Genomic DNA, 14,301 nt, shown 5'->3' with positions numbered 1-14,301 from the left:
AGCGAACCGGCGCATGCCGGCACACGCCGGCGCAAAGGCGCACGCCCATCAGTACGACAGCGTCACCGTCATGAACAAGCCTTTGGAGCGGTCCTTCTGGCCGCCGCCCACGTTGAAGCGATATTGCGTTGCCCAATCGATATACGAACGCGGCGCATCGTAATGGTCCTCGCGGAACCAGTAGCGAAGATTCAACCCGACACCCGCCCCCATCGACCAATCCGAACCGTTGCCGAGCAACGGTGTCGAGCCGCTACCCAAAGCCGGCGCTTCCACGCGGTCGTTCTCCTTGAGGAAGTCGCCGCCGACGACGCCATAAGGAAAGACCACGAGGCGCTCGCTTGCGAAGTCGGCGCGGAAACTGCGGCCCACGCGCAGCTCGTATGCGGCGAAGAGCTGATCGCGCTTGTATCGTCCCGACGTGCGCGCCGTCTGGGCGCCGGTGGTTTGATCCGTGAACCAGAACTGGGACGGCATGTCTTGCCACGAGTAGCCGGCCTGCATGTAGCCTTCGATCGTGAGCCAGCTCGGCTTATCCAAGCGCAGCGTCGTGCCTTGATAGTAGCCATAGGTCATGTACGAGAGCCAACCGCCGTTGCCCGCCCGCGCCAGATAATTGGCCGTGCGCGGATTGCCGAGCGCCGGGCCGTTCGGATTGGACGGATCGCGGCCGCTCAGGCGGCAGCGCATCGAATTCGATGCGGGCGTCACCGTGCCCGAGCGCGTGGCCGAACCGAGGTTGAATTGACGTTCGAGACCGAACGTCAGGCCGTATTGTGTCGACGGCGTAAAGCGGATGCCGAGCGAGCCCGTCGTCGTCGGAATACCCGACAGCCCGTTGTTGACGCTCTCGTTCACGTTCACCGGCGTGTTCGTACACGGATCGAGCACGGTCTGCGCCGGCGTTTCGCCCGCACCGTTGGCGAGCGTCTGCGTGAGCCGGCCGTAGACCTCGAACACGCGCGTCGTCGAATTGAGGAGCATCGACGGGCGCCAGAACACCTCGGCCGAGCCGAACACCGCATCGCCGGGCACGGTCACCGCCGCGCCGCCGAGCCCCGCCCCGGCCGGCCGCGCGCCGCGATACCCCGCCGACACCGTCGCGCCCCATTCGCGCGAGAGCCCGCCGATCGAGCTGCGCGTATCGAATCGCTGCTCGGGCGTGAGCGCCAGTTTGCCGGCATCGTTCATATCGATGGCGTGCTTCAGCGTATCGACGGCGCCGCGCTTATCGCCCGCATTGGCGAGTGCGTAGCCTTCGTCGAGCATCGATGTCGGCGGGGCGTCGCCCGTCGCACGGGCCGCGCGGAAATCGGCCACCGCTTTGGCCGGCTCGTTTTCGCGCTGATACAGATAGCCGCGCTGCATGAGCAACGAAGCGTCGTTCGGCGAGCGCGCGAGCGCGTCGTTCAAGCGCTGCTCGGCTTCCTTCATCTGCGCCGCGTTGCCCGCGGACAGCGCCGTGGTCAGCAACCGTTGCAGCGCCGGATCTTTGGGATCGTCGGCCGCGGCCTTGCGGGCTTTCGCGATCGCATCGGCGTACTCGCCCCGCGCATAGGCGGCGAACGCTTGCGCGCTCGCACCGCCCGCGCCCGCGGCATCGGAGGGCAACAGCTCGCACGAGGTGCCGTAGGGCGTGTCGTGGCAGTCCTGCACCGGGGCGGGATAGCTGGCGAGCGTGAGCGATGCCGGGCGGTGCGCCTCTTTCGCCGCGCGAAGCCGGCGCTCGACGGCCTTATCGTTCCGATCGAGCGGCGCGACGAGCGCCGCGACGCGCTTCGAATCGCCGGCAGCGAGCGCCGCATCGGCCGCGATGAGGCGAATGTTCTTGCGCTGCCCGTCGTCCAGCCAGTCCTGCTTGAGTGCCGCGTCGAAGTCGGCATCGGCCTGCGCCGTCTTGCCCTGGCGCTCGCGCAGATAGGCGCGCATGACGAGCGCGACCGTGTTGCCGTCGTCCTGCGCGAGCGCATCCGTGGCGGCGTCCTCGGCGGCACTCAACTGATTGTCGAGCATGAGCGAGGTCATCAGCAGCAATCGGTGGCTGTCGATGTCGGGCGCGAGCGAAACCGCTTCGCGCGCGAACGGAATCGCGGCGTGCGGATCGTTGGCGATCAGCGCCTGATAGCCTTTTTGCGCTGGAACGATGGCCATGCGACGCTTGAGCGTCTGACGTCGCGCAATCAAATCGTGTCGGTTCGGCGCACCGAGCGAGAGCGCGGTGTCGGCGGCCTTGGCCGCATCGAAGTACTTGCCCTGCGCTTCGAGCGCGTCGAGCCATAGCATCGCCCACGCGCCCTGCGTCGGATCGATGCGCAGCGCCGCCTCCGCATGCTGCGCGCTCGCAGCGTATTCCTTGGCGTTGAAGTCGGTATACGCCTGCGTCGCAATCGGAAAACCCTTACGCCAGGCCGCGCTCGCCGGATTGCCGGTACCGCCCGGCGCCGGGCGCAGATTCGCCTTCGCTTCGCGTAGCGCCGGCGAATCGAAGCCGGCCTTGATCGCCTCGTCGGCCGCGGCTTGCGCCGCATCCAGCTTGCCGGCCTTTTGCAGCGAGAAGATCAGCAACATCCGCAGACGCAAGACGTCGGGCCGCAGCCGCACCGCGCTCTCGGCCTGAGCGGCCGCCTGCGCGAAGCGCTCCGCGCGATAGCTGGCATAGGCCTGATTCGCGGCGCGCCAGGCCTCGCCTTGAAGCGGCGCTTCCACGGCCGTCTTGTGCGAAGGCGGCTCGGCCGCGTACGACGCCAAAGCGAACGAGGAAGCGAAACCGGCGCCGCAAGCGAGCACCGCGCCGAGCAGGAGGGGACGAACGAGATGCGTCATGTGGTTTTGAGTTCGATCGGCGGCTCGGCCGGCGCCGGTATCGCCCCGCCTTCTTGGAACGAAAGGGCTTCATGCAGCGTGGCTTCATCGAGCCAACCTTGCTCGAGCAGAATCTGGCCGAGCGGCTTGTGTTCCTTGGCCTGCAAATCGACGGCGAACGACAGACGCGTTTCGTCGATAGCCTGCCAAGACAACAGCAATTCGCCCAACCGCTGGCGCTGCTGCGTGAGCTGATCGGTGGAGGGAAAGTCGTGCATCGTCTTGTCCCACACGAGCCGCTTGCCCGTCGCGAGATGCACGATGAACAGGCGCCACGCGCGCGCGGCGGCCATCGCATTGATGAAGTTGCCGACGATCATGCGCGGCACCGCCAGCACCGCGTGCTCCCAGCCGTACATCTGCCACACGAAGTAGCTGCGCTGCAAAATGCGCAAGGCGAGCGCGAACGAATTAAGGCCCATCAGCGTGGCGATCCAGCCGTTCGGCGAGAAAACCGACGGGTAGTAGATCGACCACCAGCCCATCCGGTCGGCGGCCCAGAACGCGAGAAAATTCAGCAGCAGCAGGTACGCGATGATGGCGACGAACGAGGTCGCGAGTCCCTTGCGATCGCGAAACAGCAAATACTTCACGCCGAGCGAGCCGTGCCAGCCCACTTGCTGCCAACCCTGCAGGCCGATGCCGAGCGTCCAGCGCGCCTTTTGCCGATAAGCGGTGCGGAACGTATTCGGGAAGTACTCGCGAATGCCGAGCGGCATCGAGATCGTCGAGATCTTTTCCTTCCCGAGACCGAAGAAGGACGTGCGTCGCGTCACGTACTCCACCGTGAACTTGCCGAAGATCTGGCGCAAACCGCTGCGCGCCAGCCGTGCGCCGATGTCGTAGTCTTCGGTGAGCGTATCGGTATTGAAGGGCTGGTTCTGCGTCTGCTCGGCCAGCAGTTGGAGCGCGCGGTTCGAGAAACACGTGCCCACGCCCGCGGAAGGCACCATCTTCGACAGGCTCTCTCGCACCACGAGATCCTTCGTGTGCCACTCCGCGAATTCGTCCATGTAGCTGCCTGCCACCAGTTCGTACCATTCGCGTTCGAGCGAGGTGACGGGCAACTGGATGAAATCCATGCGCGGCAGCAGATAGTTGTAGTACTTGAGTTCGAGCGGGTGCAGCACGTCTTCGCTGTCGTGCAGGATGACGCCCGCGAACGGCTCGGCCTGCTGCGCGTTTTGCCGGAAGATGGCCTGCACGATCCAGTTCAGGCAATCGGCCTTGCAGGTCGGGCCGTCGTGCGGCACTTCCACGCGCACGAGTTGGCGGTAGCGGCGACGCATGCGTTCGACTTCGTTGCGCGTGCGCTCGTCGTTGCGATACGTGCCCACGAAGATCATGTAGTTCTTGTACTCGAGCGTGCCCACCATGCTTTCGAGCATGGGGGCGATCACGTCGTATTCGAGCCAAGCGGGCACCATGATCGCGAGCGGCTGCTCCGGCACCGCGCGCAGTTGTGCGGCCTGCAACGGCGTATGGCGGCGCCACACGGTGAGCGAACGCCAGATCTGACGCACCCAGTACCAGGTGTCGACGAACAGATCGTCGAGACTCGAGAGCAAGATGACGACGCCTACCACGGCGCTCGCGATTTCGAGCCCGTGATAGTAGTCGGCGATCAGATAAGGCCAGTAGAGTGACGAGAACATGCCGCTTGCGCGCTCGCTGTTACTTCTGACCGCTGTTGCGCTTACGGCGCGCGCGGGCGGCGACGATCATCAGCATGACGAACGCGAGCAGTGCGAGGCCCACGAGCGGCACGCCCCACGAGACATAACGGCGCCACTCGTAGAGCGCGCTTTCGCCTGCGCCCGGCGGCAAGCTGGCGTCGGGGTTGCTGCTATCGAGCCAGGCAAGCGGCCCCGTCTCGCCGATGATCGCCAGATTCCCGCGGTTGAGCAGGAACGGTTGGGTCGGCCGCGTTGAGCCGGCTTGGTTGCTCGCCGCCGCGCCTTGCGCGCCGATCGCATACCACAGCACACCGTTCTCGCCATGCGAGCGCACCACTTCGGCCGTCGAGAGTCGTTTAAGGCCCGTCACGTCGAGCCAGGCCGCGCGCTTACCGTTGATCTGCAAACGCGTACCATCCGTCACGCGAGCGGAGGGGTCGGCCCCATCGACGTCGACCTCCATGGCGAGGAACGGCTTCGCCGGCTTGACGGCGCCATCCGCCGGCGCGAGCGTCAGCTCGGCTTGCGTGGGCGACAGGCCGCTTGCCGACGCGATGGCGATCACGCGCTCGAGCGTGTCGGGCGCGGCTTGCAGATAGCGCGGCGGCACGATCAACTGCGAACCGCCCGCCAAGAGCGGCAGCAAACCGACGAAGGTGCCGTCCGGCTCCGCATCGCCCGGCACGATATAGCTGAGCGAGGGCAGCACGTTCACGGGATAGGCCTGCGGAATCTCGTTGCAGTCCGCCGAATACGGCTGACGTTGCACCGACACGCGCAACGTGTTGCTTTCGCCCAAGACATAGCCCGGCACGCGCGCCGTGAGCTGCTCGGGCTGGCCGTCGGCCGCGAGCTGCTTGGCGGCCAGCAGGACGCCGTTCCAGTAGACGGTCGCCACCGGATGCGACGACGACGGTCCGGGCGCGGCCGCCAGATAGAGCACGATCTTCGAGGGCATGCGCGAGTCGGCGGCAGCGGATGCGAGCGGAAAGCTCACCGTCCAATCGCCTCGGGCGAGCACGTCGAAACTCTGGGCGGAGCCGCCGAGGCTCGACAGCCGCACGACGGAACCGCTGTCGCGCGCGTCGGGCTGGGCAATCGGCGCGACTAGGTTGTCGGTCGTCAGCGTGCGGCGCAACGTATTGTCGAACAGGCCCGCGGCCTGCGCACCCGCATCGGCGGCGACCGCAATAACGGTGTGGGCGCCGAGCGGGGCCAGGCGGATCTGATGCGAGCCGAGCGAGATGTCGGCGAGCGTGGCATGGCGCGCGCGCCAGTCGCGCAGCGCCGCACTCGCGTCGGCGTCGCCGGCGAGTTGAGCGGCCAGCGCGTCGAGGGCGCCGGCCAAGCGCGTACGCAACGCGTTGTCGGCCACCACGATATCGCCGTTTGCCGCCGGCGCGCCGAGGACCACGAGTGCGCCCAGTTCGGCTTCGTTCGCGAGGCGGTGGGTGGCCGAGTTATCGCGCAATGCGGCGAACGCCGGAATCGCCGCGAGACTCGCCGGCACGGCGATGCCGCGCGTGTCGACCGTCGCACCGACGCTCGGCAGCGCGCGCACCGAAACGCGCTTGCCGCCATGTTCGAGCGCTACGCCGAGACGCCATGCGCTGTCATAGGCGGAAGCATCGAGCTTCGCCCCCGAGACGAGCACAACGGGCTCGCCCGGCAAGGTGTTCCATGCATCGTCGAGCGAAGCGATGGCACCCGCGTCGACATGGTAGGTTAGGCGCGTCTGCGGCGAAACGACGACCGAGTTCCCGGCGGAGCGATCGATTTCGCAATGGCGCGTGCCGGTGTTCGATTGCAGATTCACGGAAAGCCGCACGAATCCCGTGTCGCGAGGGCGCGGCGCGACGGCGAGCGCGCGCTGCAGCACACCGTCGCCGTCGGCCAAGGATTGCGAGACCACGGGCTGGTTGTCGACGGAAAGCACGACCGACGCCGAGCCCGGTTGCCCCTTCAGATAGCGCGCGTCCATCGCGATCGCGGCATCGGCGAGCGAGAGATTCTTCGGCACCGGCAGATAGAAATCTTGGCTCGCGTTGCCGGTCAGCACGACCGGCTCGGTAATGCCGAGGTCGGCGAGCGCGATGCTGCGGGTGAGATTGGTGGCGGCGCCGAACTGGCGCAGCGCATCGCCGGGCGCGCTCGCACGAGCGCTCGTGGGCAGCAGCGCAGCACTGACGAAGGCGCAGCAAGCGGCGCCGGCGAGGCGACGGGAGGCGAAGAGTCGACGGGAAAACGTCATGAAACGAGGCTCGAAAGAGGGATGAGTGGGCGCGCGTCGGGCGAAACGGCTCAGGCTTGTTGGACCGAGTCGGGTAGCGCCGCCTGGCGGGGATGGGCCGCGCACGTCGGCAGGTCGATCGCGTGCGGTCGCACCGTGCTGCAAAACTCGTTGAGCGGCTGGCCCTTGAGCGCGGCGACGATGCGCTCCGCCGCGAGACCGTCGCCATAGGGGCTGATCGGTCCGCGCGGGGCGACGCCCGTCGCGCGCTGCGCGAGCAGGGCGCGCACGCCGTCGACGATCGACTCGGTGCGCGTGCCGACGAGGCTGACCGCGCCGGCCTCGAGTGCTTCGGGGCGTTCGGTGACATCGCGCATGACGAGCACGGGCTTGCCGAGCGCGGGCGCTTCCTCCTGGACACCGCCCGAATCGGTCAGGACAATCGTGGCGCGCTGCATGAGCCGCACGAAGCCGAGATAGTCGAGCGGCTCGATCAAGTGCACGCCCGGCGCATTGCCGATCCGGGCACGGACGGGCGCCCGCACGTTCGGGTTCAGATGGACGGGATAGACGATCTGCACGTCGCCGCTGCGGGCAAGTTCGTCGAGTGCGGCGCAGATGGCCGCGAAGCCGTCGCCGAAGCTCTCGCGGCGATGCCCGGTCACGAGCACGACCGGCTTGGCGTCGTCGAGCGGGGGCAACTGCGCGTCGAGCTTCGCGCGCAGCGACGCGTCGGCATCGATACGGGCCGTCGTCGCATAAAGCGCATCGATGACGGTGTTGCCCGTCACGACGATCCGGCCCTGCAGGGCCTCGGCCGTCAAATTGGCTTTCGCGCTCTCGGTGGGCGCGAACATGATGTCGCTGATCGCATCGATGACGCGCCGATTCATCTCCTCGGGCCACGGGCTCGACAGATCGCCCGTGCGCAAACCGGCTTCGACGTGACCGACGCGGACGCGGCGGTGAAATGCGGCCAATGCGGCGGCACAAGCGGTCGTCGTATCGCCGTGGACGAGCACGTAGTCGGGACGCTCCTGCGCGAGCACGTCGTCGAACGAGAAGATCAACCGCGATGCGAGACCGTTGAGCGTTTGATTGGCCGTCATCAGCGCGAGATCGTATCGCGGGCGAATATCGAATAATGCCAGCACTTGCTCGAGCATCGAACGATGCTGGCCGCTGACGCAAACGATAGATTCGAGGCCGGGTGCGTCTTCGAGCGCTTTGACGACGGGCGCCATCTTAATCGCCTCGGGACGTGTGCCGAAAACGGACAAGATCTTCAATGTCATCGTGTGATTTCCCCGTGAATGCCTTTTATTCGAATCCGCCGTGTTCGTGCCGCTCGTCTTGTTCGCACCGAGGGAGCCGTGCCGCACTGCGAAGCGGCATCGACCGCGGTCTCGCCTTAACGCTCGGTGCTGGCACGCGACGATCGATCGGGCGATTCCAAATCGCCTCGGAATGGCGACAGCGCACGTTCGCGCCGGATAGGAATTGTCTTAATTTTCTGAAGAAATCGTCCAAACAATCGTTAATTTTTCCGCAAACAAACGTCAAATTTCAATGCGCAACGCGCGCGCAAACGTTTCACGCCCCCCCCTTCCTCGAAGACGTTCGTTGGATTTTTGCAAAACGGGGAAAATAATCGGACGCCGGTATTGCGATCAATGAGAAAACCTGAAAGTCGGCATCTCGGGGATTTCATTCGCCTGCAGCACGGGCCCACGTGCAAATCGCGCCGATATTCGATGCTTTCATCGCTTCGTCCGATTTGGACTGCAATTGCATGGGGCCAAGGCTTCGGGTTGATCGGTGCGCGGGCCGAGCTGCCCGCGCGGCGGCGTCGATGCGTGCGCCGCAAGCAGGCAATCGCCCAACTCACTACAATGGCAGGCATTCGTTTGGCGCTGCCCGCCGAGTCTGCGCGGTTCCCGGCGCCGGCTCAGCCTCTTCATGCGCTCGATGACTGCCACTCTTTCCGACCGTCCCGATACGCGTGCGCGGACACCGAATTCGCCGCGCTTTCTGCTGTTTCTGATCTGCTTGTTCGCCTCCGCGGGGCAGGTGGCCATCGACATCTATGTGCCGGCTTTGCCCGCGATGGCGCACTACTTTGGGCAGTCGCCGCAGGCCATTCAATCGAGCGTGTCCGGCTACATGGCTGCCTACGCGCTCGGCCAGCTCATCTTCGGCCCGATCGCCGATGCGTACGGACGCAAGCGCGTCCTCGCCTTCGGGCTCATCGTCTACACGGTCGGCTGTGCGCTTTCGCTCGTCGCGCCGAACCTCGAGACGTTCGTCTTGGCGCGCTGCTTGCAAGGCTTCGGTATCGCCGCGACGAACTTGCTGGCCAAGGCGATCATCACCGATTCGTTCGCCGGGCAAGCCTTGATGCATGCGTTCACCTACATGTCGATCGCATGGGGACTCGCACCGATCGTCGCACCCGTCATCGGCGCGCATCTGCAAACCTGGTTCGGCTGGCGCGCGTGCCTCGTGTTCCTGCTCGTTTATTCGCTGTTCATGTGGGGCATTCTCTTGCGGTACCGAGAGACACTGCCCACCCCGGTTCGACTGGAGCCGCGCACGCTGATGAAGAATGCGGGGAGGGTGTTGTCGAGCCCCGTGTTTCAAAGCTGCTTTCTCGCGCAGGGGCTGTGCTACAGCATTCTGCTCGTGTTCAATATCGTCGGGCCGTTCATGGTGCAAAGCACGCTGCACAAGCAACCGACCTACTTCGGCTATCTCGCGCTCGCGATCGGGATGATGTACTTCCTCGGCGGGCTCTCGAATCGCTTGCATAGCCCGCGCCTGCCGAGCGCGGAAACGCGCTTGCGCGTGGGGGCGTGGACGATGATGGCCGCGTCCGTCGCCATGCTCGCGCTCGCGGCGACGATCGGCCTGCGGGTCTGGACGTTGGCCGTGCCGGTGCTCGCGATGGGGCTTTGCGCGGGTGCGATGTATCCCACGTTGATGGCCAAGGGCAATTCGCTGTTCCCGCATATCGCCGGCTTGACGAGCGCGATTCTCGGCTGCGCCCTCTTGCTCGTTTCATCGGCGATGATGGGCCTCGCCGGCTTCGTGTCGGTGCGCCATCTGCTGCCGCTGGCGGTATTCTTCGTCATCCTTGCGATGACCGTCGTTGCGATGGTGACGAAACTGCTGCGGCACCTCTCGGAAGTACAACGGCAGGACGGCGAGGTGGAACGCAGGAACGGCGGAGCCGCTTAACGAATTCGGGCGAGAGACGATTAGTTGTTCGGTGGACGATACGATTGCCGCACCGGTATCAAGCGCACAGTTTTGCGCTCGCAAGACGATTCAGGCTTACCCCTTCCTCGGGTGCCTGGAGCACTAATGCCCGATGTATCTGTGGCGGGATGCCGACTTTGAACTCGCCGCTGTACGTGCGATTCGCGATGGGACCCGGTACTTTCTCGCCATTAGCCGTCATCTCTCGAACAACATCGATGACAAGCTGGCGAATGCCCGCCAGTGCGCCTTCCGGTGTGGTATCGAGCCACGAGAGAGACGGAAATTCCGCGCAGAGGCCGACGTGCTCACCGTCCTCCGGGGACCACGTGACTCGGTAGGTGAAGTGATCTTGGGCCATAGCTTTCTTTCCTGCAATCTATCGATCGCTGCGAGAACTTGCCGAACTTGGTATGGCTTGGCCTTTCCATGATCGTTTTGTATGTTCACGCATCCGGGTGGGAAGCTACAGCCAAGCGCTCAAAGCAATTCAGGTCGATTCCCCGACAACCAATTCCTGAGTTCAACGAGCAATGATCGCGCGCAGGTGATGCCAGCGATTTACCCAATAGGTTCTGCAAGGTCACGATCGTTTCCAATTAAGAAAATTTTGGGTTTGGCGAGGACATCGCGAGCGAAAGTATCGGCGGCACTCAGTTTGATCTTCCATTCGGCGGCGCTATAAACCTTCGGGTTAATCTCGCGGCCAAGCGTGGATTGAACGGGGTGGAAGAGACGTACGATTTCGACAAATCCAACATCGCCGATCAACAGCACGTCGACGTCGCTGCCGGCTTGCTCCGTGCCCTTCGCAATGGAGCCGAAAATGAGTGCGGTCCGCAGCCTTTCAGCCACCGGCACCAAGGCTTGCGCCAGAACATCCGCCAGGCCCGATGTCTTGCGCAGAATGCTCGCCAGTTCCTCAAAGATCGGACAGTCGCGGTTGGCGCTGTAGTAGACCTGCTTACCCTGTTCAGTCCGCTTAAGAAGGCCGGCTTGCGCGAGACGCGACAGCTCTTTGTGCAACGTCCCGGCCGCAGTCCCCGTCTGGCGCGCTATCTCGCGGACGTGGCATTGCAACTCGGGATGGAGGAGCAAAAGCCCCAGCACACGCCGACGGTAATCACTGAAAAGAAGCGTCGATAGAGAATGTAGCATTTTCAGCTACAAATGTAGCCTCTTTTGCTACGACGTGCAAGACTTGGGGGCCAATCTGCGGCATTCCGGCCCCGCCACACTGTAATTCACTGTACCGTGCCAACGCGTCCTTTTAGGCCAGCTTATGCGTCTTCAGCCAGTCCTTCAGTGCAGCGTTCATACGCGTCTGCCAGCCCCGCCCCGTCGCCTTGAAGGCCTCGAGCACTTCGTCGTCGAGCCTGATTGTCGTCGCGGTCTTGTGACTGCCTAGCGGCCGCCCGCGGCCACGGCGTACGAGCTTGTCTCCGACGTACTCGTCCGCTTGTTGAAAAAAATCGTCGGTCAGCTCCGGCGCGTCGTCCGGATCAATCCAATCGGTATGCGTAGCGCGCTTGCTCACGGTCATTTGCCTTCCTCATGCTGACAATGCGGCGAGCCTCGCCGCGGGGAGTCCACACCATGACCACCATCCGACCATCCAACTTGCCGACCGTGACATAGCGCAATTCGCCGTAGTCTTCACGCGAGTCCTCGACTGTGAAGTGGCGCCCGGCAAACACCTCGGCTGCTCGCGCGAAATCCAGCGCCCGTCCGGTCAATGTCTTGTCGCGTTTGTAGGCGTCGAACTCGATCTCCGCGCGATTTATTGTACTTACAATAATTTAGGGCAGCAAGAATTTTAGACTGCCGGTTCCGAGTGTGCCGGTAACGCGAACCTTGTTTTGTGCTCGGCCGCCTGACGTTTGACATTGCGGTCCTGGGCTGCAGGATGGAGATGTTTCTGGGATACGAGTATTTGTCGGCCGATCGCGTGATGCACTGAGCGCACTCGCACCTTCCGGCCGCTGAGGTCGTAGAGTTGCCACAGGGAGCAGGGGCAGCATCACCGGGAACACTGCTTACTGCAGCCGGCTAACTGTAATTTCACTGTACGGGGAGAAAACGGGGAAGTAAGGAAACCGCCAAAACCCTTACCAGATATGGCGCGCCCGGCTGGGATCGAACCAGCAACCCCTGCCTTAGGAGGGCAGTACTCAGTACTGCTACCGTGGAACGCGGTCCACCGTGCGCTAACCGCTATCCCCACTCTGCTCTGGGTGGTCGGTCAAGGATGCGACGCCGTAGCGCGCCTTGGCTTGCTTAACGGCGGTAATGGGAGTTGCCCGGTCAGCTCGTGAAGTACGCACGTCGCGTCGACTTCGTCTTGTGACAGCGCTTGGTGCTCGGCATCATAATCAGCCTGCGAAAGCTGCCCCTTTCGAAGCTTTTTGCCTATCTCCTTTCGCTGCATCTGAATCGAAGCGATATCGGACAAACACAGCCGCACAAGCCTAAGCGTGCTGCGGCGATACTGAACTACCGCATCGTCATTCAGCTGCAACAACTCTTCGGTGTGCCTACCGTTAGTCGTCCTAGGTTCCATCCGGCCGGTATCGCCATCAAACCACAAATGCGCCGCCATCTCGTGATCACAAGGATTCACCACAAACGGACCGGCACGTTCGTCCAACGGCCAGTCGTCGTTCTTGCGACTATTGCAATTACCACAGCAGTAAAAAAGGTTGGCGTAATCGCAAACTAAGCTCGCGAAACGCGAAAGTCCCTTCGGTCTGTAATGGTCTACCCCAAAATTCAAGTTCGGAGCACTACTGTCAGGCTGTCGACAATATACACAGACGCGAACGAATTCCGCCTGCAGATAGCGCTTGTATGTCTGGTAACGCTTGAACTGCGGAGGCGCTAATTTCCGCTCATGCTTGGTCTTGGGGTACTGGAAAACGCTCATACACCATTATTCAAACCCAAACGCCGAGCCCGCTGTTCTCGCGCCGCACGCATCTCGGCCAATCGATCACCAATACGTTCCAGAGCTGACACTTGATCTTGCGAAACGCGCGGCAAACGTTCCGACAGCCTACGGTTCAGTATTTCTAACCGTGCAACGATCTCAGTCGTCTCGGCCGCGCCCGCGTACTTTGCCGCTAACAACCGAATCCTCTGTTTCGCAATGCCCTCAATCTCATTTGACTCTTGCGTGTTACCTGCAGGCAACGGCGCGGCCTTCACAAACTCGGTGACGGTTGCAGCGTAGCGCGTAGCCGCTTGCGACTGCGCCGACACCATCGGCGTCGGCGCGCGCGGTCCTTCCGTTTCGCTGAAAAGGTCGGCAGTCAGCAATCGATCCGCGAAAGCCGTCACTGCCTCGACGTGCGGGCGCTCTGCCCTCTTCGCTACATAGGGCGCAGAGTAACCCCACATTGGAGCCACTTGCACGCTAGGAGGAAATGCGTCGACGTAATAACTCATCATTTACCCCTTGGACCGACTGACATCGCCCGACAGGTATTCCCGCGCGGGTGCATCCAATGCCCAATCAAACACATCGAAGGCCTGAGAATGTATGGAGTCCAATGCGGCAGCAACATCATCGACCGGGACTTCGTTCCGGAAGACGTCAACATCCAAGACGTAATCGGGCGCTACCGGTTCCCCGGAACGAGTCGACGGTCGCAACTGCAACGCATGCTGAAGTAAACATCCTCCGTCCTTCGCCATTAATTGCAACTTTCCCGCGTACTCAGCCACACCTGTAAACGCATTAGCCAAGAGCGGACTCGTCAAGGCGGGATTGATCCAATTCTTTGCGACTGGGTCATCCTGTCCCGCTGACACGACGTTTATGTACCGAATGCCGATCCGCGTATAAAAATCAGAATCGATCACGTTCGACGCGGCGTCCACGACTTTCAGCACTCGCTCCTTCAGTTCGGCATATTCGGAGTACGCAACAGTCTCCACAGATACAGCACTCTGTTTAAGCGAAACCGTCCAAGTGAGCTTGGATGATCGGAAAATGTGCATGTGAGCCCCGGTAGGGTTCGTTCCCACCCCGATCGTAAGCTCGTTCCCAAGCTCCAAGTGTGGGTAGTCACGCCTCAGCGCATTCACGAACCTGACCGGCGGTTTCGAGCCGCCCAACTCCATTAACGTGGGGAATCTCATCTCGCATACAGCCTGCCGCAAGAAATTCCTCTTATAGCGGTCCACGTTCCCAGATTTAGCCGTGACCAGCGTGTCCGCTTCCCAAGTAGATGCCATGATTTCACATTGTAAAATGGACGACGCAACTTCGGCGTA

At 62.9% G+C, this 14,301-nt stretch carries 12 protein-coding genes and 1 tRNA gene; 1 reads left to right on the top strand and 12 read right to left on the bottom strand.

The genetic code is table 11. The annotated features are described in order from the left end of the window. Window positions 1-48: 48 nt before the first annotated feature. Genes ACTHN9_RS18390 through wecB form a run of 4 tightly spaced genes read right to left on the bottom strand, consistent with a single transcriptional unit; the run spans window position 49 to window position 8,063 of the window. Complete coding sequence (locus ACTHN9_RS18390; protein WP_440538201.1) at window positions 49-2,823, bottom strand: NfrA family protein; 2,775 nt, start codon at window positions 2,821-2,823, stop codon at window positions 49-51. Continuing rightward, on the bottom strand, window positions 2,820-4,517 hold the full coding sequence (locus ACTHN9_RS18385) for a glycosyl transferase family protein (protein ID WP_440538200.1): 1,698 nt from the start codon (window positions 4,515-4,517) through the stop codon (window positions 2,820-2,822). Before ACTHN9_RS18385 ends, ACTHN9_RS18390 begins: the two co-directional genes overlap by 4 nt. 19 nt (window positions 4,518-4,536) lie before the next feature. Further along, window positions 4,537-6,789, bottom strand: a complete 2,253-nt coding sequence (locus ACTHN9_RS18380) for a hypothetical protein (RefSeq protein ID WP_440538199.1) — start codon at window positions 6,787-6,789, stop codon at window positions 4,537-4,539. A gap of 50 nt (window positions 6,790-6,839) precedes the next feature. Further along, window positions 6,840-8,063, bottom strand: a complete 1,224-nt coding sequence (gene wecB, locus ACTHN9_RS18375) for a non-hydrolyzing UDP-N-acetylglucosamine 2-epimerase (protein WP_440538198.1) — start codon at window positions 8,061-8,063, stop codon at window positions 6,840-6,842. A 673-nt stretch (window positions 8,064-8,736) separates the two neighbouring features. On the opposite strand from wecB, the gene ACTHN9_RS18370 reads away from it, so the two are divergent. Continuing rightward, entirely contained in the window at window positions 8,737-10,005 is a 1,269-nt protein-coding gene (locus ACTHN9_RS18370) for a multidrug effflux MFS transporter (RefSeq protein WP_440538197.1), read from the top strand. A 58-nt stretch (window positions 10,006-10,063) separates the two neighbouring features. Here ACTHN9_RS18370 and ACTHN9_RS18365 read toward each other — a convergent pair whose 3' ends face one another. The 8 genes from ACTHN9_RS18365 to ACTHN9_RS18330 form a co-directional block, all read right to left on the bottom strand. Then, on the bottom strand, window positions 10,064-10,387 hold the full coding sequence (locus tag ACTHN9_RS18365; RefSeq protein ID WP_440538196.1) for a type II toxin-antitoxin system HicB family antitoxin: 324 nt from the start codon (window positions 10,385-10,387) through the stop codon (window positions 10,064-10,066). Window positions 10,388-10,587: 200 nt separating this feature from the next. Beyond that, complete coding sequence (locus ACTHN9_RS18360; RefSeq protein ID WP_440538195.1) at window positions 10,588-11,184, bottom strand: MarR family transcriptional regulator; 597 nt, start codon at window positions 11,182-11,184, stop codon at window positions 10,588-10,590. 112 nt (window positions 11,185-11,296) lie between these two features. Then, window positions 11,297-11,569, bottom strand: coding sequence for a BrnA antitoxin family protein (locus ACTHN9_RS18355; protein ID WP_440538194.1), 273 nt, complete (start codon window positions 11,567-11,569; stop codon window positions 11,297-11,299). After that, window positions 11,529-11,825 (bottom strand): BrnT family toxin, encoded by a 297-nt coding sequence (locus ACTHN9_RS18350; RefSeq protein WP_440538234.1) that lies wholly within the window; start codon window positions 11,823-11,825, stop codon window positions 11,529-11,531. Before ACTHN9_RS18350 ends, ACTHN9_RS18355 begins: the two co-directional genes overlap by 41 nt. A 319-nt stretch (window positions 11,826-12,144) precedes the next feature. Beyond that, window positions 12,145-12,220, bottom strand: a tRNA-Arg gene (locus ACTHN9_RS18345). A 48-nt stretch (window positions 12,221-12,268) separates the two neighbouring features. Then, window positions 12,269-12,949, bottom strand: coding sequence for a hypothetical protein (locus tag ACTHN9_RS18340; RefSeq protein WP_440538193.1), 681 nt, complete (start codon window positions 12,947-12,949; stop codon window positions 12,269-12,271). After that, entirely contained in the window at window positions 12,946-13,473 is a 528-nt protein-coding gene (locus tag ACTHN9_RS18335) for a hypothetical protein (RefSeq protein ID WP_440538192.1), read from the bottom strand. Before ACTHN9_RS18335 ends, ACTHN9_RS18340 begins: the two co-directional genes overlap by 4 nt. Further along, entirely contained in the window at window positions 13,474-14,262 is a 789-nt protein-coding gene (locus ACTHN9_RS18330; protein WP_440538191.1) for a TIGR04255 family protein, read from the bottom strand. Window positions 14,263-14,301 lie beyond the last annotated feature (39 nt).

The organism is Trinickia sp. (genome assembly GCF_051953405.1).
Lineage (GTDB): Bacteria > Pseudomonadota > Gammaproteobacteria > Burkholderiales > Burkholderiaceae > Trinickia.
The sequence above is the reverse complement of the archived record's forward strand: the minus strand, read 5'-3'. Positions and strand labels throughout refer to the sequence as shown.